The sequence below is a fragment of the Microvirga sp. M2 genome, from assembly GCF_047497095.1.
Taxonomy (GTDB): Bacteria; Pseudomonadota; Alphaproteobacteria; order Rhizobiales; family Beijerinckiaceae; genus Microvirga.
The window spans coordinates 107,082-128,616 of record NZ_CP134063.1 but is presented as its reverse complement, the minus strand read 5'-3'; the positions used below and the strand labels follow the sequence as shown (position 1 = coordinate 128,616).

Annotated in this window: 19 protein-coding genes; 10 read left to right on the top strand and 9 right to left on the bottom strand. The window is 67.3% G+C overall.

Features of this window, described 5'->3' with window-relative positions; genetic code table 11:
* Window positions 1-46 precede the first annotated feature (46 nt).
* From lptB to RE429_RS00605, 5 genes are all read left to right on the top strand, one after another.
* Window positions 47-892 (top strand): LPS export ABC transporter ATP-binding protein, encoded by an 846-nt coding sequence (gene lptB / locus RE429_RS00625; protein WP_414472488.1) that lies wholly within the window; start codon window positions 47-49, stop codon window positions 890-892.
* A 135-nt stretch (window positions 893-1,027) separates the two neighbouring features.
* Window positions 1,028-2,452, top strand: coding sequence for an RNA polymerase factor sigma-54 (rpoN, locus tag RE429_RS00620; RefSeq protein ID WP_414472487.1), 1,425 nt, complete (start codon window positions 1,028-1,030; stop codon window positions 2,450-2,452).
* Window positions 2,453-2,541: 89 nt separating this feature from the next.
* On the top strand, window positions 2,542-3,117 hold the full coding sequence (hpf, locus tag RE429_RS00615; RefSeq protein ID WP_414472486.1) for a ribosome hibernation-promoting factor, HPF/YfiA family: 576 nt from the start codon (window positions 2,542-2,544) through the stop codon (window positions 3,115-3,117).
* Window positions 3,118-3,200: 83 nt separating this feature from the next.
* On the top strand, window positions 3,201-3,659 hold the full coding sequence (gene ptsN, locus RE429_RS00610) for a PTS IIA-like nitrogen regulatory protein PtsN (protein WP_414472485.1): 459 nt from the start codon (window positions 3,201-3,203) through the stop codon (window positions 3,657-3,659).
* Between the two features lie 78 nt (window positions 3,660-3,737).
* On the top strand, window positions 3,738-5,729 hold the full coding sequence (locus tag RE429_RS00605) for a methyl-accepting chemotaxis protein (protein ID WP_414472484.1): 1,992 nt from the start codon (window positions 3,738-3,740) through the stop codon (window positions 5,727-5,729).
* Window positions 5,730-5,774: 45 nt separating this feature from the next.
* Here RE429_RS00605 and RE429_RS00600 read toward each other — a convergent pair whose 3' ends face one another.
* The 3 genes from RE429_RS00600 to RE429_RS00590 all read right to left on the bottom strand — a co-directional run bounded on the left by RE429_RS00600 (window position 5,775) and on the right by RE429_RS00590 (window position 8,960).
* Complete coding sequence (locus RE429_RS00600; RefSeq protein ID WP_414472483.1) at window positions 5,775-6,512, bottom strand: SIMPL domain-containing protein; 738 nt, start codon at window positions 6,510-6,512, stop codon at window positions 5,775-5,777.
* Window positions 6,513-6,584: 72 nt separating this feature from the next.
* Window positions 6,585-7,670 (bottom strand): polyamine ABC transporter substrate-binding protein, encoded by a 1,086-nt coding sequence (locus tag RE429_RS00595; RefSeq protein WP_414472482.1) that lies wholly within the window; start codon window positions 7,668-7,670, stop codon window positions 6,585-6,587.
* A gap of 135 nt (window positions 7,671-7,805) precedes the next feature.
* Window positions 7,806-8,960 carry an aminotransferase gene (locus RE429_RS00590; RefSeq protein WP_414472481.1) on the bottom strand — a complete coding sequence of 385 codons (1,155 nt, stop codon included), beginning with the start codon at window positions 8,958-8,960 and terminating at the stop codon, window positions 7,806-7,808.
* A 134-nt stretch (window positions 8,961-9,094) separates the two neighbouring features.
* On the opposite strand from RE429_RS00590, the gene RE429_RS00585 reads away from it, so the two are divergent.
* From RE429_RS00585 to RE429_RS00575, 3 genes are all read left to right on the top strand, one after another.
* Complete coding sequence (locus RE429_RS00585; RefSeq protein WP_414472480.1) at window positions 9,095-10,099, top strand: FecCD family ABC transporter permease; 1,005 nt, start codon at window positions 9,095-9,097, stop codon at window positions 10,097-10,099.
* On the top strand, window positions 10,096-10,908 hold the full coding sequence (locus RE429_RS00580; protein WP_414472479.1) for an ABC transporter ATP-binding protein: 813 nt from the start codon (window positions 10,096-10,098) through the stop codon (window positions 10,906-10,908). Before RE429_RS00585 ends, RE429_RS00580 begins: the two co-directional genes overlap by 4 nt.
* Before the next feature lie 63 nt (window positions 10,909-10,971).
* Window positions 10,972-12,939, top strand: a complete 1,968-nt coding sequence (locus RE429_RS00575) for an SDR family NAD(P)-dependent oxidoreductase (RefSeq protein WP_414472478.1) — start codon at window positions 10,972-10,974, stop codon at window positions 12,937-12,939.
* Here the strand turns inward: RE429_RS00575 and RE429_RS00570 are convergent.
* The 5 genes from RE429_RS00570 to RE429_RS00550 form a co-directional block, all read right to left on the bottom strand.
* Window positions 12,872-13,813, bottom strand: coding sequence for an NAD-dependent epimerase/dehydratase family protein (locus tag RE429_RS00570; protein ID WP_414472477.1), 942 nt, complete (start codon window positions 13,811-13,813; stop codon window positions 12,872-12,874). The two genes, RE429_RS00575 and RE429_RS00570, sit on opposite strands and share 68 nt — an antisense overlap.
* Complete coding sequence (locus RE429_RS00565; RefSeq protein WP_414472476.1) at window positions 13,810-14,904, bottom strand: MraY family glycosyltransferase; 1,095 nt, start codon at window positions 14,902-14,904, stop codon at window positions 13,810-13,812. Before RE429_RS00565 ends, RE429_RS00570 begins: the two co-directional genes overlap by 4 nt.
* A 1-nt stretch (window position 14,905) precedes the next feature.
* A complete protein-coding gene (locus RE429_RS00560; RefSeq protein WP_414472475.1) occupies window positions 14,906-15,913 on the bottom strand; it encodes an NAD-dependent epimerase/dehydratase family protein in 1,008 nt (335 codons plus the stop codon).
* A gap of 102 nt (window positions 15,914-16,015) precedes the next feature.
* On the bottom strand, window positions 16,016-16,918 hold the full coding sequence (locus RE429_RS00555) for an MBL fold metallo-hydrolase (protein WP_414472474.1): 903 nt from the start codon (window positions 16,916-16,918) through the stop codon (window positions 16,016-16,018).
* A gap of 96 nt (window positions 16,919-17,014) precedes the next feature.
* Window positions 17,015-19,534, bottom strand: a complete 2,520-nt coding sequence (locus tag RE429_RS00550; protein ID WP_414472473.1) for an ABC transporter ATP-binding protein — start codon at window positions 19,532-19,534, stop codon at window positions 17,015-17,017.
* Window positions 19,535-19,758: 224 nt separating this feature from the next.
* Here RE429_RS00550 and RE429_RS00545 point away from each other — a divergent pair, with 224 nt between their 5' ends.
* Together RE429_RS00545 and RE429_RS00540 are read left to right on the top strand one after the other, a co-directional pair.
* Window positions 19,759-20,313, top strand: coding sequence for a hypothetical protein (locus RE429_RS00545; protein WP_414472472.1), 555 nt, complete (start codon window positions 19,759-19,761; stop codon window positions 20,311-20,313).
* Window positions 20,314-20,453: 140 nt separating this feature from the next.
* A complete protein-coding gene (locus RE429_RS00540) occupies window positions 20,454-20,951 on the top strand; it encodes an MmcB family DNA repair protein (RefSeq protein WP_414472471.1) in 498 nt (165 codons plus the stop codon).
* Window positions 20,952-20,960: 9 nt separating this feature from the next.
* On the opposite strand, the gene RE429_RS00535 is transcribed toward RE429_RS00540, so the two are convergent.
* Window positions 20,961-21,518, bottom strand: a complete 558-nt coding sequence (locus tag RE429_RS00535; RefSeq protein ID WP_370439135.1) for an ActR/PrrA/RegA family redox response regulator transcription factor — start codon at window positions 21,516-21,518, stop codon at window positions 20,961-20,963.
* Between the last annotated feature and the right edge of the window lie 17 nt (window positions 21,519-21,535).

The following is a 21,535-nucleotide window of genomic DNA, read 5'->3' as shown; positions in this document are numbered from 1 at the left end:
CAGGCCGGAACCAATCGGGCCTTCTCCTCCTGGTGATGGATCTTTCGTGAAACCTCTTTTCAACCGCGCTCCATCCGCACCGGCGGATTCGTCGACCCTGGCCCGCCCATCGCCAAGTCCGGCGCCGCACGTCCGAGGAGGTGCGGAGGACAAGGGCGCCTTCGGCGGTCCGGGCATTCTGGCCGTCAAAGGTCTGCAGAAGAGCTATCGCGGCCGCACGGTGGTGCAGGATGCGGGCCTGAACGTGCGCGCCGGCGAGGCGGTGGGGCTGCTCGGCCCCAATGGCGCGGGCAAGACCACGATCTTCTACATGATCACCGGCCTCGTGCAGGCGGATCGCGGCCTCATCAGCCTCGACGGGCACGACGTGACGGGCCTTCCCATGTACCGCCGCGCCCGCCTCGGAATCGGCTATCTGCCGCAGGAGGCCTCGATCTTCCGTGGCCTGAGCGTGGAAGACAACATCCGGGCGGTGCTCGAGATCGTGGAGCCGAGCCGCAAGGAGCGCGAGCGCAAGCTCGATGCGCTGCTCGACGAGTTCAACATCACGCGCCTGCGCAAGGCGCCGTCCATCGCGTTGTCGGGCGGCGAGCGCCGCCGCTGCGAGATCGCCCGTGCTCTCGCGGGGGAGCCCACCTTCATGCTCCTCGACGAGCCCTTCGCGGGCATCGACCCGATCGCGGTCGGCGACATCCAGAACCTCGTGCGCCACCTGACCCGCCGCGGCCTCGGCGTGCTGATCACCGACCACAACGTGCGCGAGACGCTGGGCCTCATCGACCGCGCCTACATCATCCATTCCGGCCGCGTGCTCACGGAGGGAGCGCCCGACGCCATCGTGGCCAACGAGGATGTGCGCCGCCTCTATCTGGGTGAGGATTTCCGGCTCTGACGACGCTCCGGACCTATTAAGAGCCGTACCGGGACGAACTGCCTTTTGCGAACTGCCTTTTGACGGTATGGCCCCTCTCGCGATAAAAGAGACGGGCAAGTCAAAAATCGTGCCTGTCCTATGCTGGGTGCCGTGATGAGTTCGATCCAACGGCTTGAGCTGCGCCAGGGCCAGTCCCTGACGATGACTCCCCAGCTCGTGCAATCCATCAAGCTGCTGCAGCTCTCCCAGGCGGAAATGGCCGCCTATGTGGAAGCGGAGCTCGAACGCAATCCCCTCCTGCAGGCGACCGAGATGCAGGGGGATGCCCCGCCTCCGGGCCTCGCCGATTTCCTGCGCGTGAAGCGGAAATACGCCGATTCCGCGGGGCGGATGATCCCGGGGCCGCCGCCGGCCCGGTGGGAGGGCGCGGCGGGAGCCTCCCCGCGCGGCTCCGCCTCCCATTGCGAGCTGAAGCCCGAGGTCGAGGCGACGCTGGCGCATGCCCAGAGCCTGACCGAGCACCTCGAAATTCAGCTCGATCTCGGCTCCGCCGATCCTTCCCTGCGCGAGATCGGCCGATACCTGATCCATGCCCTCGACGAGGCGGGATATCTCACCGAAGATCTGGAGCAGATGGCACAGAGGCTCGGCATTCCGTTAGGGCGGGCCGAGGCCGCCTTGCGGCTCATCCAGGCCTTCGAACCGTCCGGGATCGGGGCGCGAAGCCTCAAGGAATGCCTGGAAATCCAGCTCAAGGAGCGCGACCGGCTCGATCCCGCCATGCAGATCCTGCTTTCGCGCCTCGATCTCGTGGCCCGGCAGGACTTCGCGGCCCTTCAGACGCTCTGCGGCGTGGACCGGGAGGACCTCGCCGACATGCTCGCCGAGATCCGCCGCCTGGAGCCCAAGCCCGGCCTTGCCTTCACGGCGGCCCCCATCGACGTTCTCGTGCCCGACGTGCTGGTGCGGCCGGCCGCCGACGGCAGCTTCGTCGTGGAGCTCAATCCCGACACGCACCCGCGGATCCTGCTCGACCGGAGCTATTACGCCGAAGTCGCGAAGGCCGTGCGAAGAAGCGAGGACAAGATTTTCCTGTCCGAGTGCCTGCAGAGCGCGAGCTGGCTCACCCGCAGCCTCGACCAGCGGGCCCGGACCATTCTGACCGTGGCGACCGAGATCGTCCGGCAGCAGGAGAGGTTCTTCCGCGAGGGCATCGCGGCCTTGCGCCCCATGACCCTCAAAAGCGTCGCCGAGGCCGTCGGCCTGCACGAATCCACGGTGTCCCGGGTCACGGCCAACAAGGCCATCGGGGCCGGCGGGATCACGCATCCCATGAGGTTCTTCTTCAATGCGGGGACGGGCGAGGGAGAGCACGCGGCCGGGGCCGTGCGCCATCGCATCCGCCAGCTGATCGAGGCCGAGGCCCCCGATCGGGCGCTCTCGGATCAGGCGCTGGCCCGGACCCTGAAGGCCGAAGGCATCGACGTGGCCCGGCGGACGGTTGCCAAATATCGGGAATTGCTGCGGATTCCCTCATCCGCCGAACGCCGGAGGAGGAGCCGCTTCAGGAGGTCGTAACGCTCGAAGGTGCTTGCTTTGCCACAGGTTCGGATCATCATGCGCTTAATCAGTCCCATCCAAATGGGCTTTTGCAGAGGGAGTTCGCCATGTCGCTGAGGGTTTCGGGAAAGAATCTCGATATCGGTGAGGCGCTCCGATCCCAGGTAGAGGCGCGCATGGCGGGCGCCATGTCGAAATATTTCGATGGCGGCTATTCCGGCCATGTCACGGTCGCCCGGGACGGCACGGGATTTCGCACCGATTGCGTGCTGCATCTGACCTCCGGCATCACCATCGAGGCATCCGGAGCCGCTCCGGACGCCTATGCGAGCTTCGACCAGTCGGCGATTCGCATCGAGAAGCGCCTGCGCCGCTACAAACAGCGGCTGAAAGAGCACGCCAATCCGGGCAGCGAGCGCGATGTCGGTCTGGAAGTCCCCTATGCCGTCTTCGAGGCTCCCACCGACGAGGCCGTCGACGAGGAGGGCTATCATCCTGTCGTCATTGCGGAAACCATGAAGCCGCTCCACCGTTTCTCGGTCAGCGACGCCGTGATGCAGCTCGATCTGACCGGGGCCGCGGCTCTCGTGTTCATCCATGCTAGCACCGGCCGCGTTAACGTCGTATACCGCCGCGGCGACGGGGCGATCGGTTGGGTCGATCCGCCGCCCGCTCAGCCTTGACGGGGAGTACTCCGTCCTGGCCTGGTTTTTGCCTGGAACGGTGGATGGTCTTAATGGCTTCACACCTTAACGCAGCGTGATCGATGCCCTTGCTGGATTTCCTAGACCCCCAGGCCGTTCTGCCCGCCATGCGCGTGAGCGGCAAAAAGCAGGCTCTGCAGGAGCTGGCCTCCCATGCGGCCAAGCTCACGCACGTGTCCGAGAGCGCCATCTACGAGGCTCTTCTCCAGCGCGAGCGCCTCGGCTCAACCGGGATCGGCGAGGGAATCGCCATCCCGCACGGCAAGCTGCCGGGGCTGACCCGTATCTTCGGCCTGGTCGCCCGGCTGGAGAAGCCGATCGACTTCGAGGCGCTCGACGGCCAGCAGGTGGACGTGCTCTTCCTGCTCCTGGCGCCCGAGGGTGCCGGGGCGGACCATCTGAAGGCCCTGGCCCGCGTGGCGCGGGTGCTGCGCGAGCCCGGCCTCATCGAGCGGGTGCGCGCCACCAAGGATGCGGCGGCCCTCTACGCCATCATGACCGAGCTGCCGAAGGCCGCCTGACCGCCTCGCACCGACGACAACTTCGCACAAGCTAGCCGGATTATTGTCCTCTCCAATAAAAGAGGGGAGAATCGGGCAATGCTGACTCGTGCTGGGTTGCGTTGGCCGTCGGTCAGGGTGCGCGTCGCAACCCTGAGCGGCGTCATGGTGGTGGGCTTCGCGGTGATCGGCGCCGTGTTTCAGATCGGCCGAAGCGAGGTGGAAAGAGCCCTCGCGACGCAGCAGACCTATTTCGCCCTGGCCGAAAAAGCCTATCAGTTCCGCGGCCGCGCCGATGCGTTGAAGGCGGTCGCCCAGGATTGGATCGCGACCCGGCAGGGCCATCACGGCCAAGCCTTCTTCGATCAGCAGAAGGCGCTCGGCGCCGAGCTTGCGGCGATGGGCGCGGCTCCGGGGGCAGGGCTCATCGCGGACGAGATCAAGGAGCTCGATCAGCAATCGGCCCAGTTCGCCGAGCAGGGGGCGGCTCTCGACAAGCTCTACGGCAGTCTCGGCTACAGGGTGAACGAGGGAGCGCTTGGACGTCTTCTCTCCACGGAGGACGATCTCGAAAAGCTCGTCAGGCCGCTGACCGGAAACGGTGAAGCGGCCGCTTTTCGTTTATGGGCCGCCACGCTGGGCATGTTCCGGCAGGAAGCCCGCGTCCGTCACGTCATGGACGAGACTCTTCTGGGCGCCTTCGAGGTCGACCAGGGCCGCTTCACGCGCGCCCTGGCGCAGCTTCCCGCGGAAGCCGCCGCCGAGAAAGCATCCATCGAGCGGGCCGGCGAAGCCTACCGGACGGCCTTCAACGCCTGGTCCGGGCTGGAGCAGCAGGTCTCCGGCCAGGGCGAGCGCCTGAAAGGTCAGTTCGATCTGCTCGTGCCGTTCCTCGAACGGCTCCTCACGAAGGTCCATGGCGAGGCGGAGCGGACCGCCGAGGCCCTCACGGCTTCGCAGCAGCGCACGTTCACGCTGATCCTCTGGGGGATGGGCGTCACACTCCTGCTGGGGCTCGCGCTCAACTTCCTCGTCGGACGATCCATCTCCCTGCCGCTGACCCGTCTCCAGCAGGCCATGCAGCGCCTGGCCGACGGCGATGCCGGTGTCGACGTGCCCTCCACGGGGGCTTCCGACGAGATCGGCGCAATGGCCCGCACGGTGCTGGTCTTCCGCGACAATGCCCGTGAGCGCGAGCGGCTCACGCGGGAGCAGGAAGGACAGGCCGCCTTCGAGACCAGGCGCGCCCAGGCCATCGCCGAGGCGATCGCGAGCTTCGACGCCTCCGTGGAGGAGATCCTCGGAGAGGTCCGCCGCGCGACCGGCGATCTCGCCGCAGCGTCCGGGCAGCTGGAGGGCTCGGCCCACCAGGTGACCCAGCAGGCGCAGGTCGCCGGCAGCGTCTCCTCCCGCACGTCGCAGAACATCGCCACGGTCGCGAGCGCCGCCGAGGAGCTGGATGCATCGCTCGCCGAGGTGGCGACCCGGACGAGCGCATCGGCGGAAGCGTCCCAGCGCGCCGTCTCCGAGGCGCGGGGCGCCTCCGGCAGCATGACGGTCCTGGCGGAAGCGACGTCCCATATCGGGCAGGTGGCCGATCTCATCCGTTCCATCGCGTCGCAGACCAACCTGTTGGCGCTCAACGCCACGATCGAGGCGGCCCGCGCGGGCGAAGCCGGCAGGGGCTTCGCGGTCGTGGCCGCGGAGGTGAAGGATCTGGCGGGCCAGACCGCCAAGGCGACGGAGGAGATCGCGCGGCAGATCGAGGCGGTCCAGGCCGCCTCCCGCGAGACGCTCGTGGCGCTCGGCTCCGTGCAGGCCTCCGTGGACGATCTCGCGGGCGTCGTGTCCGCGGTCGCCGGAACCGTGAGCCAGCAGACGGTGGCGGTTTCCGACATCGCGCGCTCCGTCGCGCAGGTCTCGTCGGAAGCCCAGGACGGGGCCTCGGCCATCGAAACCACGCAGACCGTGGCCGTCCATTCCCTCGATGCCGCCCGCTCCGTGGCGCATCTGTCCGCCGCGCTGGACAGCCAGGCCGAGCGTCTCGGCCGCGAGATCCACCGGTTCCTCGGAAGCGTCAGGGCCGCCTGACGCTGCCTGCGCAGACACGCTAGCCCGTCATCCCTGTGAACGGGTTCAGGGACGCTCGGCGAGTTCCCAGACGAGCTGCACGTTGGCGGTGTAGCGGATCGTCGCCGGGGGCACGAGCGGGATGGAATCCGCCGCCTTGAAGGCCATCTGCGTGCGCATCATGGGCTGAGGCTCGAAGGGCTGGGCCGAGCCGTCGCGGATCTCGATCAGGCGCCCAAGCGCCACACCCGCCGCGCCGGCATAGACCTCGGCCTGGCGCCGGGCGTCGCGCACGGCCGCCTCCCGGGCCTTGTCCCCGCCCTCCTCCTGGCGGTCGAGGCCGAACGAGACGGACTGGAAGGTCATGTCGCCGCTTGCGAGAATCTCGCCTGCGAGCTGTCCGACGCCGTCGATGTTGCGGGTCTTGATGCGCAGCTGGTGATTGGCCGAGAATTTCGGAACCTTGATCTCCCGTCCGTCGGGGCCGAGCCGGGGCGGGGTCTGGAAGACCTGGAAGTTCGCCGTCTGGATGTCGTCCTTCCCGATCCCGAGCCCCTGGATGCGCGCCAGCACGCGCTCCGTGCCCGCGCGATTGGCGCTGGAGGCCTGGGCGACCGTGTCCCCGGTCGTTTCCACGCTGACATGGATGGTGGCGAAATCCGGCTTCAGCTCGGCTTCCCCGGTTCCCGTGACGCTGATCGTCGGCTGGCGCGCGGCGGGCGTCTGGGCGTGGGCGGCAGAGGCGAGGCCGATGGCGAAAGCGGCGGCGAGAGCAAGACGCATGGTGGTGAATGTCCTCATCATCAAACGACAACTCCGCCCGAAGGCGGAGTTGAAAGGGCATTCCATCGTGTCAGGGGAAACCTGAGCGGGCGATTAACGGCCCGTCTTCACCCGGGTCCAGAGGCGGGTGACGGTGCGCTGCGAGCGCTCGTCATAGGCCGTGTTGGTGAAGAGGCGCTTCATGGTGGCGTCGTCCGGATAGATGCCGGGATTGTCGAGGATCGCCGGATCGACATGCTGCTTGGCCGCCAGGTTGCCCGAGGCATAGGACACGTAGTTCGTGTTCAGGGCGGCGATCTCGGGCCGCATCATGAAGTTGATGAATTCGTGCGCCTCGGCCACGTTCTTGGCATCGGCCGGGATCACGAAGCTGTCGAACCACATCAGGGCGCCTTCGCGCGGGATCACATAGGCGACCTCGACGCCGTTCTTGGCTTCCTCGGCCCGGGTCTTGGCCTGGATCATGTCGCCCGAATAGCCCACCGCCACGCAGATGTCGCCGTTGGCGAGCGCGTTGATGTATTCGGAGGAGTGGAATTTCTGGATGTTGCCGCGGACGCGGAACAGGGCGTCGCCGGCCTTGTTCAGATCCTCGGCGCGCTTGGAATCGGGGTTCAGCCCCAGATAGGCGAGCACGCCGGGGAAGAGATCCTCGGGGCTGTCCAGCATGTAGATGCCGCAGCTCTTGAGCTTCGAGGCGATCTCCGGCTTCATCACCAGATCCCAGGTGTTGAGCGGCATGTCGCCGAGGATGTCCTTCACCTTCTTCACGTTCAGGCCGATGCCGGTGGTGCCCCACATGTAGGTCACGGCATACTGATTGCCCGGATCGAACACGGCGAGGTTCTTCGTGATCTCCGGCCACTGGTTCGACAGGTTCGGCAGCTTCGACTTGTCGAGCTTCTGGAACACCTTGGCGCCGATCAGGCGCTGCACGAACGGGCCCGACGGCACGACGATGTCGTAGCCCGACTTGCCGGCGAGAAGCTTCGTCTCGACGATCTCGTTGTTGTCGTAGGTGTCGTAGACGACCTTGATGCCGGTTTCCTTCGTAAACTCGTCCAGCGCCTTGGGATCCACATAGTCGGACCAGTTATAGACGTTGACCACACGCTCTTGGGCGGCGGCGGCGGTGACAAGGCCGAGGCCCAGAGCAACCGAAGCGAGAAGACGGATCATCAGGGGAGGGAACTCCTTAGGAAAAGCGGGAAAAAGCCGTGCTTGGCTAGGCGCTTACTTGAAGTCCTATTGTCCCCCGCGTCAAGGCCGTTCGGGATGGGCTGTTGATGGGCGCCCACAGCGTCCGGGCAAGACTTACGCCGCCCGCTTGACCGCCTTTTCCAACCGCTCCAGTCCCGCATCGAGTGTCGTGTCCTTCTTGGCGAAGCAGAAGCGCACCACGGTCTTCACCGCGCCCTCGGCATAGAAGGCCGAGACCGGAATGGCCGCGACGCCGTGCTCCAGCACGAGGCGGCGGCAGAAGGCCACGTCGTCGGTCTCGCCGAGGCCCGAGATGTCGATATTGACGAAATAGGTGCCCTGGCTCGGGATCACGTCGAAGCCGAGGGTCTTCAGCCCCGCCGTGAAGCGGTCGCGGCTGCGGGTGAAATTCGCCCGCATCCCCTCGAAATAGGCCTCGTCCTTGCCCAGGCCGTAGGCCACGGCGGTTTGCAGGTTCGGCGGGGTCGTGAAGGTGAGGAACTGATGGGACTTCGCCAGCACCTTCATGATGTGGGGCGCCGCCGCCACGAAGCCCACCTTCCAGCCCGTGAGGCTGAAGATCTTGCCCGCGGAGCCGATCTTCACCGAACGCTCGCGCATGCCGTCGAGCCCCAGAACCGGCCGGTGCCGGATGCCATCGAACACCACGTGCTCCCACACCTCGTCCGAGATCGCGATGGCGTCATACCTTCGGCAGAACTGCGCCAGCAGCGCCAGGTCCTCGTCCGAAAACACGGTCGCCGAGGGATTGAGCGGGTTGTTGAACACCACCGCCTTGGTCTTCGGCGAGAAGGCTCGCGACAGGGCCTCCTCGGTCAGCCGGAAATGCGGCGGCTGGAGCGTGACGAATTTCGGCACGCCGCCGGCAAGTCGCACCAGCGGCAGATAGGCGTCGTACATGGGCTCGAAGAGCACCACCTCGTCGCCGGGCTCCACGATCCCGAGGATCGCGCCGGCGAGCGCCTCGGTGGCGCCCGAGGTCACCATCACCTCCGTATTGGCGTCGAGGTCCAGGCCCTGCCAGTGCCGGTAATGCGCCGCGATCGCGGTGCGCAGCTCCGGAATTCCCATCATCGAGGGATATTGGTTGTAGCCGTCGAGCACCGCGTCGGCGGCCGCGCGCCGCACGTCCTCCGGCCCCGGATCGTCCGGGAAGCCCTGGCCGAGATTGATCGCGCCGGTTTCCCGGGCGAGGCTCGACATGACTTCGAAGACGGTGGTGGGCAGGTTCGCGAACAGACGGTTCATGCCGGTCCCTCAAGCAATGCGCGATGATGTGGATGCGTTCGTATCACGGAAGAGCATCGGGATTGAACCTGTAACATGCAGGTGACACCCGGCGGCGCTGTTGCTATCCCGGACGGGACAACATCAATCCGTTCATGCGTCCGTCCCGGCTGCCCCTCATTCTCGGCCTCATGCTCCTCCTCGCGGGCTTGAGCGTCGCTTCCCTCGTCATCGGGCCGGCCCCGATCTCGCCCGTCCGGGCCCTGACGGCGCTCGTCTCCGATCAGGGCAGCGCGACCATCGTGGTGCGCGACATCCGCCTGCCGCGGATGCTGCTCGCCGTCCTGATCGGCTGGATCTTCGGGCTTACCGGAGCGGGGCTCCAGGGGCTGCTTCGCAATCCCATCGCCGATACGGCCGTGTTCGGCGCGCCGCAGGCCGCCGCCTTCGGGGCGGTGCTGGTGATCTATTCCGGGTTCGTCGGCGTCCTGTCCTGGGCGCTGCCGTTCGCGGCGATCCTGGGCGCGCTCGCCTCGGTGGCGCTCGTGGTGGCGGTCGCGGGGCGCCGGGCCACCGTGGCGGTGCTCGTCCTGTCGGGCCTGGCGATCGGGAGCCTCGCGGGGGCGGGAACCTCCCTCGCCATCAGCCTCTCGCCCAATCCCTTCGCGGTCACCGAGATCGTGTTCTGGCTCCTGGGCTCCTTCGAGGACCGTTCGATCACCCATGTCTGGCTCGCGGCGCCCTTCATCGTCGTGGCCTCGGCGCTCGTCCTGTCGGCCTCGAACGGCCTGCGGGCGCTGGCCCTGGGGGAGGAGACGGCGCGCAGCCTCGGCGCGGACGTGATGCGCCTGCGGCTTCTCCTGGTGGCGGGAGCGGCCATCGGCACGGGAGCCTCGGTGGCGGTGGCGGGATCGATCGGCTTCGTGGGCCTCGTCGCGCCTCACCTGATTCGCCCCTTCGTGGGATACGACCCGGCCCGGACTCTCGTGCCGTCCGGTCTCGTGGGCGCGGCGCTCCTGCTCGCCGCCGATTGCGCCGTGCGCCTCATCCCCTCGCAGACGGAGGTCAAGGTCGGAGTCCTCACGGCCATTCTCGGGGTGCCGTTCTTCCTCTGGGTCATCGCCCGCCGCAAGGCGGAACTCGCGGAGACGCCCCTATGACCGAGCTTCAGGCCCGGAGCCTCTCCGTCGATCTCGGCCGCCGCCGTGCGCTCTCGGGCGTCGATCTCACCCTGCGCCCGGGCCGCCTCACGGTGATCGTCGGCCCGAACGGCGCGGGCAAGACGACCCTGATGCGCGCGCTCGCGGGCCTCCTGGAGCCTAGCGGCGGGCAGGTGACCCTCGACGGGCGGCCGGTCGCACGCATGAAGGCCGGGGAGCGGGCGCGCTCGATCGCCTATCTGCCGCAGGGCGGCAGCGTCGCCTGGCCGCTGCCCGTCGCCGAAGTGGTCGCCCTCGGCCGTCTGCCGCATGGCGAGAGGCCGGGCAGCCTGTCCGCCCCCGGGCGCGCGGCGGTCGCCGACGCCCTTCATGCGGTGGACCTCGAAGGCTTCGAGGATCGGGCTGCGACGGAACTGTCGGGCGGCGAGCGCGCGCGCGTGCTTCTTGCCCGGGCTCTGGCCACGCAGGCGCCGGTGCTCCTGGCCGACGAGCCGGTCGCCGCGCTCGATCCGCGCCATCAGCTCGTCGTGCTGGACGTGCTGAAGGGCCAGGCGCGGGCCGGCCGAACGGCCGCCGTCATCATGCACGATCTGACCTTGGCCGCGCGCTTCGCAGATGAGATCATTCTCCTGAACCGGGGGAAGGTCGCCGCCTCGGGGCGGCCGGAGGAGGTTCTGACCGAGGAGGGACTTGCCGCCCATTTCGGCATTCAGGCCCATGTCTCTCACGATGGAGGCCATCTCATCGTGGTGGCGGACCGTCCGCTTCCGGGAACCGGGCAGGCGGACCCGAGACCGGAGAAAACGTGATATTCTTACATTGACAAAGGGACGGGCTGGAATGATACCCCCACTTCAACTGATGGCAGGACAATGAATCGGCAGGGTTTCAAGAAAGCGCTTATCGTCGTGCATGACCTCGTGATGACGGGCGTGGCGGTCATCGTGACGTTCTTCGTCCGCTTCGAGGGGCCGCATCTGGGAGACCGCCTGGTCTATCTGCCCGCCTTCCTGCCGTTCTTCATCGTCTTCGCCAGCATCGTCTATTGGTTCTTCCATCTTTACCGGTCCAAGTGGCGCTTCGCCTCCCTGCCGGATCTCTTCAACATTTTCCGGGCTTCCGCCGTCCTGGCGCTGGCGCTCCTGGTCGTCGACTACATCGTTCTCTCGCCCCAGCTCTTCGGTTCCTTCTTCTTCGGCAAGATCACCATCGCCCTCTATTGGCTGGTGCAGATGTTCCTGCTCGGCGGACCGCGCCTGGCATTCCGCTATTTCAAATACGCCCGCTCCCGCCACACCCTCGACCGCAACGCGAACACGCCGACCCTGCTTCTGGGCCGGGGCACCGACATCGAGATGATCCTGCGCGCCATCGAGACGGGGACGGTCAAGAAAATGCGCCCGATGGGCATCCTGTCCTACCGGGAGGACGATCTCGGGCAGACCATCCGCGGCGTGCCCGTCCTCGGCACCTTCGCCGACCTCGATCAGGTCGTGCAGGATTTCCAGGAGCGCGGCGAGGTCATCCGGCGTCTCGTAGCGACCCCGAGCGCCCTGACGCCCGAGGCCCATCCGGACATGCTGCTGGCCCGCTCCCGCCGCCTCGGCCTGCCTCTCGTCCGGGTCACGAGCCTGGGCGAGGGAATGCGGGACGCGGAGCTGGCGCCTCTGGAGATCGAGGATCTCCTGCTGCGGCCGACCGTGCAGATCGACCGGCGGCGCCTCGAGAAGTTCATTCGCGGCAAGCGCGTGCTCGTCACCGGCGGCGGAGGCTCCATCGGCTCGGAGATCTGCACCCGCGTGGTGGCCTTCGGGGCGAGCGATCTCATGATCGTGGAAAGCTCGGAGCCCTCCCTGTACCATATCCTGGAGAATCCGACTCTCCTCTCCAGCGACACCCATGTCGACGGCGTCATCGCCGATGTGCGCGACCGGGACCGGGTTCGCCGGATCATGCGCGATTTCGCCCCCGACGTGGTCTTCCACGCCGCCGCCCTCAAGCATGTCCCCTATCTCGAGCGGAACTGGACCGAGGGCGTGAAGACCAACGTGTTCGGCTCCGTGAACGTGGCCGATGCCGCCGTGGAAGCGGGCGTCGGCGAGATCGTGATCATCTCCACCGACAAGGCCATCGATCCCGTCTCCATGCTCGGCGTCACCAAGCGCTTCGCCGAGATGTACGCCCAGGCCCTCGACGCGGAATTCAGGAGCCGCCACGGCGCGCCGCGCCTCATCGCCGTGCGCTTTGGCAACGTGCTCGGCTCCGTCGGGTCGGTGGTGCCGAAATTCAAGGCGCAGATCGCCCGCGGCGGGCCCGTCACCGTCACGCATCCCGACATGGTGCGCTATTTCATGACGACCCGCGAGGCGGCCGACCTGGTGCTGACCTCCGCCTCGCACGCGGATGACGGGAGGCACATCCCGGTCAGTGCGAAGCTGTCCTACGAGCGCGCGTCGGTCTACGTGCTGAAGATGGGCCAGCCCGTGCGCATCTACGAGCTCGCCGAGCGCATGATCCGGCTTGCCGGCTACGAGCCCGGAGACGACATCGAGATCGCCGTCATGGGAACCCGTCCGGGCGAGCGCCTGCACGAGATCCTGTTCGCCCGCGACGAGCCCATGGCCGAGATCGGCATCGACGGCGTCATGGCGGCCAAGCCCATCTTCGCGGACCGCGCCAAGGTCGATCAGTGGCTCGACGCCCTGGACAAGGCCGTCATCGAGGGCGACCGGGCCGCCGCGGAGCGCGTGTTCGAGGAGGCCATCCCCGAATTCAAGCGCCGGCAGCAGGGTCTCCAGCCTCCCGCGCCAGCCGAGCCAATCCGTCTGGCGTCCGGTTGACCGGCTGCCAGCCGAGGCTCCTCAGCGCTTCGGGGCTCGCGACCAGCGAGCCGGCGAGGCGCCGATAGGCGTCCGTCTTCCCCATCAGCGCCGCCGCCGCGCCGAGCGCGAAGGACGGCACGGGAACGAGGCCCGGGCCGCGCCCCAGCCCCTCGCGCAGGGCCGCGATGATCTCGGGCACGGTCACGGGGTCCGGATCCGCCGCGATGAACGGACGGCGCAGGGGGCCCTGTGCCCTCATGAGGGTCTCGAGGGCCGACGTCAGGTTGTCGAGGGAGAGCAGGGAGCGCCTGGCCCTCAACCCGCCGAGGGGTAGCGGCCAGGACGACCGGGCGAGGCTCAGGAGCGCCGCCATGTTGCCCTTCACGCCGGGCCCGTAGACGAGCACCGGACGAAGCGCCGCCCAGTCCAGCCCGAGATCGGCAAGGCCTCTCTCCGCCTCCAGCTTCGAGCGGCCATAGGCGTCCGTGGGCCTCGGCTCCATGCCGTCCGTCAGAACGCCTTCGGCGACCGGGCCGCTCTGCGCCCGGATGGAGGACAGAAAGACGAAGCGCTTCACGCCGGCCCGCTCGGCCGCCTTCGCGAGCCTGATCGTTCCTTGCGTGTTGATGGCGCGGTAATCGTCTTCCGGGTGACCGGACATGGCGTGGGCGAGACCCGCCGAATGGACCACCATGTCCACGTCGCGCAGGGCCGCCGCCATGTTCTGCGGCGAGGCGATGTCGCCGATCACGGCGCTCGATGCGCCCTCAGGCACCTCCGAGGGGCGGCGCAGGAGCACGCGGATGCGGTAGCCGCGCTTCGGCAGCTCGGCCAGGAGATGGCGGCCGACGAAGCCCGTTGAGCCGGTGAGAGCGATCAAGGGGGCGTTCATCGGGAAACCTCCACGGGAGCCGTCGTGCGGGATTGAGAGAAGCGCCTGAGAACCAGGCAGACGAGAACGGCTCCTGCAGCCAGGGCCGCCACCTGCACAACGCCCGTCGGCCAAAGAAGTGTCACGGCCGCGAGTGCGGCGAGCGCCAGGTTGAGCACGAAGACATGCGTCACGACCGCCATGACCTTGAAGCCGTTGTCGGTGGCGCGCTGGTAGAAGTGGCTGCGATGCGCCTCCCACACCCGTTCGCGCTTCGCGAGGCGGCGGAACAGGGTGATGGTGGCGTCCATCAGATAGTAGAGCGGCAGCAGGATCGCGGCCGCGAGCGCGTGCGTTCCGGCAAGCTCGAGCAGCATCCAGCCGACGAGCAAGCCGATGGGCAGAGAGCCCACGTCGCCGAGGAAAAGGCGTGCGGCGGGCCGGTTGTAGGGGGCGAAGCCGAGCAGGGCGCCGCAGAGACTGGCCGCGACGAGAGCGCTTGAGAGGGGGACCAATCCGAACCAGCCGAAGATCGTGATGAAAGCTGTGATCGGCACCATTTCGGCGACGGTGATCCAGTCGAGCCCGTCCATGAAGTTGACAAGGTTCACGAACCAAAGGCCGGCAAGGAATACGATGATCAGCGTGATCCATTCCGGCACGGGAAGGAAGTTGCCGGCAGATCCGGATGCGGCAACGGCGACGACGGCGAGGAGCTGAAACAGAAGACGTGGCAGGACCGGGAGCGGACGGAGGTCATCGATGGCGCCAACGATTGCCAGCCCAATGGCAGCCGCGAATGTAAGCCAGAGAAACCGAAGTCCAATCCCGCTTCCCCACGCATATTTAAAGTCCGATTTTGAGAACAGGAGGATCAACATAAGCGGGAGGCAGGTTGCGATGACGACCGCGATACCGCCACCTTGCGGCGTTGGAACCCGGTGGCTTGACCGCGCATTCGGACGAGCGAGCGCATAGCGTTTGAGGAGCGGCATCAGCAGGATGATCGAAGCCGATGACAGCAATCCCGATAGAATCAGCAGCACGACGAGCAGTTGCGCACGTTCAAGCGGCCCAAAAATGGTCGCGACCAAGTTGGTGATGTAAACCATCTTACGCCCCGTGGTACTCGCGATACCACCGGACGAAGCGGCCGACGCCATCCGCGAGCGAGGTCGAGGGTGCGAAGCCCACGTCCCGGCGCAGGTCCGTCACGTCGGCGCGAGTCTCCGGAACGTCGCCGGGCGGCAGGGCTATGTCCACGCGGTTCGCTCGTCGGCCCAGGGCATCCTCGATCAGGGCGATCAGATCGTTCACCTCTTCCGGATTGTCGTTGCCGATGTTGTAGACCCGGTGGGGCGCCGCGCTCGTGGCCGGGTCCGGATGCTCCGCATCCCAGGCCGGATTGGCCGCGGGCGCCCTGTCGACCAGCCGCACGATGCCTTCCACGATGTCGTCCACGTAGGTGAAATCGCGCCAGACCCTGCCGGCATTGGCCACCTGGATCTCGCGGCCCTCGGCGATCGCATGAGTGAACTTGTACACGGCCATGTCTGGCCTGCCCCAGGGTCCGTAGACGGTGAAGAAGCGAAGCCCGGTCGCGGGCAGGCCGAAGAGCGAGGCATAGGAATGCGCCATCATCTCGTTGGCCTTCTTGGTGGCGGCATAGAGGCTGATCGGATGCTCGGTGCTCTCGTGCTCGGAGAAGGGCAGCGTGCGGTTCGCGCCGTAGACCGAACTCGACGAGGCGTAGACCAGGTGCCCGACGCCCGAATGGCGGCAGGCTTCGAGCATGTTCATGAAGCCTACGAGATTGGACGAGGCATAGGGCATGGGATCGACGAAACGCACGCCGGGCTGGGCCGCGAGATGGATCACGCGCTCGAAGCGATGGCGCCGGAACAGGTCGCGCGCGGCCTGGGGATCGGAGAGATCGACCCTTTCGCCCGAAAAGAGGCCGTGGGGGGTGAGCCGGGCGAAGCGGGCTTCCTTGAGGGCGACATCGTAATAGGGCGTGAAGCAATCGACGCCCACCACCCGACGCCCCTGCGCCATCAGGCGTTCGGCCACGTGATATCCGATGAAACCGGCCGCTCCGGTCACGAGGATGGGTGTCGACATGCCAAATCCGTCCGATGCTCGCTCTCTTCGTGAGCGCATCGTCGGGAGCGGACCCGAAGGGCCACGAAAGTGAAACCCGGATCCCCTCGTCCGCACGATGCGCTAGACGGCGGGCACCTTAGCGGCCTTGGACCAATCCGCAACCGCTTCCCTACCGGAAGCGTCCAGGATCACCGATTGCCGCTCGCGGGCCACGAAGGCACTCGGCATCACCGCCTGCATCTCGGCCTCCATGGCGCGGATGAAGGCGTCGTCGTGGCCTGGATAGAGGTGGAAGATGGCGATGGCCTTCACGCCCGCGGCCTTGGCGAGCTCCACGCCCTTCTCCCAGGTGGAGTGTCCCCAGCCCCGGCAGCGCGGGTATTCGGCTTCGGAGAACATGCCGTCATAGATCATGAGATCCGTGTCGCGCACGAAGGAGGCGAGGGACTGATCCGGCCATGCTTCGGTGTGCTCCACGTCGCTGATGTAGCAGACGCTGCGGCCGCCGTGACGGAAGCGGTAGCCCGTCGCCCCGCCGGGATGGTTCAGGGAATGGGTCTCGACGACGGCGCCGTCGTCGAAGGTCAGGGTTTCCCCAGCCTTGAAGCCCACATGCTCGAACCGGGCCGGAAACTGGCTCAGGCGCACCGGAAAGAGCGGAGGCGAGAACAGCTTGTCGAGGGACTCCATGGCGCTGTCGCCATCGAGATTGCCGCAATAAGTGCGTACCAGCCGCTCCTTGGTGAGAGCGGGCTTGAAGAAGGGCAGGCCGCCCACGTGATCGAGATGCAGATGGCTGAAGAGAATGTCGATGGTGTCGGGCACGTCCTCGCCGAGCGCGCTGCCCAAGGCCGAGATGCCGGTTCCCGCATCGACGATGAAGAGGCGCTCGCCGCAGCGGATTTCGACGCAGGCCGTGTGGCCGCCGAATTCCATGAACTGAGGGCCGGAGGCGCAGGTGGAGCCGCGGGTGCCCCAAAAGCGGACCTGAAGCGCGTCAGAGGATGCAACTCGGCTTACCATTCGTGAATCATGCCCGGTCGAAAATCCTGTTTCTGTGCGATGCCGCACATGACAATGAGATGACCTCAGGAAATTCCGGATAGCAAGTGCAGGCTTTCACGCACTGAGCGCTTCCGGTTGTCGCGTGCGGGGCGCCACGACGGGCTCGCCCCGCTCGAAATGGATAACGGCGTCGAAGGGCGGATGATCCATGGCCGGGGACACGGAGGGCGTCACGATGATCAGCCCGCGCCCGACCATGGACCGGCGAAGGGCCGTCACAAGACGGTCGGCGGCGGGACCCGTCAGGCCGTCGAGCGCCCGCTGGACCACGAGGATGCTGGGCCGGCGCACGAGGCAGCGCACCAGATCGATGGCGGCGATGTCGGTCAGGTTCAGGTCGTCGCCCTGAACGTCGATCGGAAGGTCGAGGCCGATCCGCGACACCTCGCCGTCGAGGCCCCGCTCGGTGAGAACCCGGCGAATGACGCCCTGCACGGCCTCGGCCGCCCCGGCCTGATCGGCGGCGATGCGCCCGAAGAGCAGGTTGTCCTGGACGCTCGCCGCCGAGCAGAAGCTCGACCTCTCGTAGAATTCGATGGACGGCTTCAGGCTGACCGGCAGCATGCGGGCGAAATCGCCGCGCGCCGTCAGGATCCGGGCTTCGAGCGCCGCGTCGACGAGGCCCAGGCGGTGGCGGCTTTCGTTGTAGCGCAGCGCAAGGCCGATCAGGCGTTCCTGATCGCGCCCGGGCCGCCTCTGGCCGCTCTGCCGTTCCACGAGGTCCTGGAAATAGGGGCGGTCGGACGCGGAGAAGAACGAGAAGCGCTCGAAGAGCGGATGTCCGTCCGGAACGTCGGCGAAGATCTCCACCATGCTCGACGCGATGGAGAGGCCGATCTGGCTCAGGGCCTTCGTGAGGTCGTTCGCCTCGAGAATGGCGCGGACGTAAGGATGGGCCGAGAGCCTGCCCTGGCGGAACGTGTCGCCCACGGGCTTTCCGAACAAAAGGTTCTCGCCGACCGTGGCGTAGCGGTTGTAGCGCGCGACATCGAAGGGGTCGACGAAGCGGTCGAGATCTTCGTCTCTCAAAGCCTCCTGCACGAATCGCCGCGCCTCGACGATCGCGGCCGCGATCGCGGTCTCCCGCTTGGGGTCGAGGGTTCCGGACAAGCCGCGCGCATGGGTGAGCCGGTCGAGCCCCGTGACCGCGACGGCGTCCGAGAGACGATGCTCGAGCTCCTCCGCGGGTGCCCGGCAGCCATAGAGAAGGTTCTCCCGCAGGCTGCCTTCGATGAGCACGGTTTCTCCCGCGAACGCGATGCGCTGGCTGCGCTCGAAGGGATTGGCGTCGATCAGGTCCACGCCGCCGAGGGTGATGCGTCCGACGGATGGGTGGATCTGGCCGCTCATGAGGGCGGCGAGAAGCCGCGGCCCGGAATCGCCGTCGCCCACGAGGGCGACATGGGACGGGAAGGCAAGATTCAGATTGACCGACGTGATTCGGGCGCCGCTGGCGGGATCGTAGGCCGAAACGCCCTGCGCCACGAGCGCGCCGCTCCCGGGCAGCGCGGCCTTGCCCTTCCTGCCGTCGCGCGGCCTCAAGGCGGAAAGGCTCCGCCCGACATCGGTCAGCAGGGCGCGGGCCCGCGCCGCCATGCGCTGCCATTGCACGATCTCGCGCACGCCATAGGCCGCGAGCGCGGAGGCGAGCGCGCAGGCCGCCACGGTGCCGGCGCTCAGCGGACGCGTCTGCGCGAACCAGGCCCCGAGCGCCAGCACCGCGATGGGTGCGAGCATCAGAACGACGGCCGAGGTGGAATCGACAAGGGCGAGGCGGTATTCGCGCCGAACCACGGGACGATGGCCTTCACCGAGAAGTCTGCTCACGCGGTCCCGCTCGTAATAGCCCGTGCCGTGGGCGCGCATGGCCGGAATGCGGTTTTCGAGGTCGGCGAGGATCCTTTCGGCGACTTCGCCCTCCCGGTTGCGCGCATAGGTGGCGTCGAAGCGCAGGAGCGCCCGCCGCGCGCTCAGGACGGCGCCGACCGCAAGGACCGCCGCAAGAATGGCGCCGAGGGCCCAGTCCATGACGAACACATAGGCGCAGGCGAGCCCGATCATGCCCCCGAGCTTGACCGGGACGAACAGGCTGAGCCCCAGCACGGAGTTCTCGCGGGCCAGCCCGTGGGCGGCCAGCGCGGTCGCCGTCGAAAGATCGTCCTGCGCGGAGGGCGGGGCCTTGAGGATGGCTTCGAGCGCCTGCGCGCGCAGCGCCGCCAGAGCCCGCGAGCCGATGCTCACGCCGATCCAGTCGAGCGGAATCAGCAGAAGCGCGATGAGGAAGGGAACGGAAAGGATACCGCCGATGGAGGCGAGCGTGAGGGTCCCGGGATCGAGCGCGAAGCCCGGAAACAGGACGAGCGGCTCCGGCCAGAGGCGGGCCGCGGAAGGGAGAACGATCCGCAGCAGAGTGGCCGGGGCGGCGGCGTCTCCCGACACGGCCCGCTCCACGACGGCGCGGATCAGTTCGAGGCCGACCAGCAGCAGGAGGCCGGACAGGGCCAGAAGCGCAAAACCCAGCCCATGACGAAGCGGAGAGGTTTTCCACGCCAGGCGCAGCGGATCGCGCTCCATGACATCTCCTTGGTGACTGTTCGCGCGGGCCGAAGGACACTCGGGCCGAACGGCGCTTGGATCGAAGGCTTGGACCGAAGGCTTGGATCGAAGGCGTGGAGGAAACTAGCGAAGGCTCGCCGCTCCGACCAGTCCAAACTCCGCCTTTCGCCCCTCGTCGCTTCGGTTTTCGCCTCTATGTCCCCCTCCAGATGCATCTCCAGCGAGGGGGATCGGACTCCGTTATGTCGTCGTCCCTGCCGGTCGATCCGGTTTTCCATCTCGTCCTCGAGGCTCCGGGGCGCGCGCCGTCGCCTGCCTTGCCGAGCCGCCTGAAGAGGCTCTTCACGGCGCTCGCCCAAGCGGCTCCGGAGGGTCCGGTGGAGGAGATCGAAGACCAGATCTGGATGCTGTGGAGCTCTCACGAGGACCGCGTGGCGGAGGAGACGCTGGCGGCCGCGGTGGAGGCCATCGCGTCGGGCGAGCTTCACAAGGCCAAGCCCCTGCTCGACCATCTCGTGGCCATGCACCCCGATTGGGCCGAGGCCTGGAACAAGCGCGCGACGGTCGCCTATATCGAGAAGCGCGATGCGGACAGCCTGCTCGACATCGCGCAGACGCTGCGGCTGGAACCCCGCCATTTCGGGGCCATTTCGGGTTTCGGCAACGTCTGCCTGCGCCACGGCCATCTGAACGAGGCCCGCGCGGCCTTCCAGATCGCGCTCACCTTCAATCCGCATATGGAGGAACTGCGGGATATCCTGGAGAATCTTTCCCCACACAACCTGATGCTGCACTGAGGCGGCAGGCGAGGGCTCCGCCGCTACGCTGTCATCGTGGCCGCAGGGCCCGGCGCCGCGACAGGAGACCGGCCGTCCTCTCATGTCATGCGCGACAACGGTGCCGTTGCGGGCCCGGGAGGAGCGGTTACTCTGCCGCCATGTCCGAATCGTCCGCCCTGATCTCCTCCAGCATCGTCCTTCCCGCCGACGGGCGGCAATCGCCGGTCGCCGCCGGCGTTCAGCGCGGCGTGCGCCGGCTCTTCGCCGAACTCGGCCACGCGACCCTGCCGGAATTCACCCTCGCCAACGGACGGCGCGCCGACCTCATCGCGCTCGCGCCCGACGGCATGCTCACGATCATCGAGATCAAGTCGAGCGTCGCGGATTTCCGCTCCGACCGGAAATGGCCCGATTACGAGGATTTCTGCGACCGGTTCTATTTCGCCGTACCGGAGACGGTGCCGTTCGGAATCCTGCCCGAGGATCGCGGCCTGATCGTCGCCGACAGCTTCGGGGCGGCGGTGCTGCGGGAGGCCGCGCGCCATCCGCTCGCCGGCGCACGCCGCAAGGCGGTGACCCTGCGCTTCGCCCATGCGGCCGCGTCGGCCCTGCATGCGCTGGCCGATCCGGACAGGATCGCGGACGGACGTCTGTAGAGAGGGGACTCAGCGCGGCGCGCGCTTGGCGAGGATGCGTTGCAGCGTTCGGCGATGCATGTTGAGGCGGCGCGCGGTTTCGGAGACGTTGCGGCCGCAGAGTTCATAGACCCGCTGAATATGCTCCCAGCGCACCCGGTCCGCCGACATGGGGTTTTCCGGCGGCAGCGCGCGCTCTCCCGGCTGGGCCATGAGGGCCGCATGGATCTCGTCCGCGTCGGCGGGCTTGGCGAGATAGTCGAACGCGCCCATCTTCACGGCCGTAACGGCGGTGGCGATGTTGCCGTATCCGGTGAGAATCACGCCGCGGGCGTCGGGACGGCGGTTCTTCAGCCGCTCGATGACGTCGAGCCCGTTCCCGTCGCTCAGCCGCATGTCGATCACCGCGAAGGCCGGAGGATCGCTGTCGATCGCCGCAATGCCGTCGGCCACGCTCTCGGCGACGCGGACCTGATAGCCGCGGCCCTCCATGGCGCGGGCGAGGCGGGTCGAGAAGGGCCGGTCGTCATCCACGATCAAGAGGCTCTTGTCGGCACGGTCCTCGAACGCAACGGGTGCGTCGGCCATCAGAACATCTCCTTGCA

Excerpts from the sequence above, each read along its gene's own strand:
- ptsN (WP_414472485.1), top strand. The coding sequence starts at position 3,201 with ATGCCCTTGCTGGATTTCCTAGACCCCCAGGCCGTTCTGCCCGCCATG.
- RE429_RS00595 (WP_414472482.1), bottom strand. The coding sequence starts at position 7,670 with ATGATCCGTCTTCTCGCTTCGGTTGCTCTGGGCCTCGGCCTTGTCACC.
- RE429_RS00540 (WP_414472471.1), top strand. The coding sequence starts at position 20,454 with ATGTCCGAATCGTCCGCCCTGATCTCCTCCAGCATCGTCCTTCCCGCC.
- RE429_RS00570 (WP_414472477.1), bottom strand. The coding sequence starts at position 13,813 with ATGAACGCCCCCTTGATCGCTCTCACCGGCTCAACGGGCTTCGTCGGC.
- RE429_RS00550 (WP_414472473.1), bottom strand. The coding sequence starts at position 19,534 with ATGGAGCGCGATCCGCTGCGCCTGGCGTGGAAAACCTCTCCGCTTCGT.
- RE429_RS00600 (WP_414472483.1), bottom strand. The coding sequence starts at position 6,512 with ATGATGAGGACATTCACCACCATGCGTCTTGCTCTCGCCGCCGCTTTC.
- rpoN (WP_414472487.1), top strand. The coding sequence starts at position 1,028 with ATGAGTTCGATCCAACGGCTTGAGCTGCGCCAGGGCCAGTCCCTGACG.
- RE429_RS00585 (WP_414472480.1), top strand. The coding sequence starts at position 9,095 with ATGCGTCCGTCCCGGCTGCCCCTCATTCTCGGCCTCATGCTCCTCCTC.
- hpf (WP_414472486.1), top strand. The coding sequence starts at position 2,542 with ATGTCGCTGAGGGTTTCGGGAAAGAATCTCGATATCGGTGAGGCGCTC.
- RE429_RS00590 (WP_414472481.1), bottom strand. The coding sequence starts at position 8,960 with ATGAACCGTCTGTTCGCGAACCTGCCCACCACCGTCTTCGAAGTCATG.
- RE429_RS00575 (WP_414472478.1), top strand. The coding sequence starts at position 10,972 with ATGAATCGGCAGGGTTTCAAGAAAGCGCTTATCGTCGTGCATGACCTC.
- RE429_RS00560 (WP_414472475.1), bottom strand. The coding sequence starts at position 15,913 with ATGTCGACACCCATCCTCGTGACCGGAGCGGCCGGTTTCATCGGATAT.
- RE429_RS00565 (WP_414472476.1), bottom strand. The coding sequence starts at position 14,904 with ATGGTTTACATCACCAACTTGGTCGCGACCATTTTTGGGCCGCTTGAA.
- RE429_RS00545 (WP_414472472.1), top strand. The coding sequence starts at position 19,759 with ATGTCGTCGTCCCTGCCGGTCGATCCGGTTTTCCATCTCGTCCTCGAG.
- RE429_RS00555 (WP_414472474.1), bottom strand. The coding sequence starts at position 16,918 with ATGGTAAGCCGAGTTGCATCCTCTGACGCGCTTCAGGTCCGCTTTTGG.
- RE429_RS00535 (WP_370439135.1), bottom strand. The coding sequence starts at position 21,518 with ATGGCCGACGCACCCGTTGCGTTCGAGGACCGTGCCGACAAGAGCCTC.
- RE429_RS00580 (WP_414472479.1), top strand. The coding sequence starts at position 10,096 with ATGACCGAGCTTCAGGCCCGGAGCCTCTCCGTCGATCTCGGCCGCCGC.
- RE429_RS00605 (WP_414472484.1), top strand. The coding sequence starts at position 3,738 with ATGCTGACTCGTGCTGGGTTGCGTTGGCCGTCGGTCAGGGTGCGCGTC.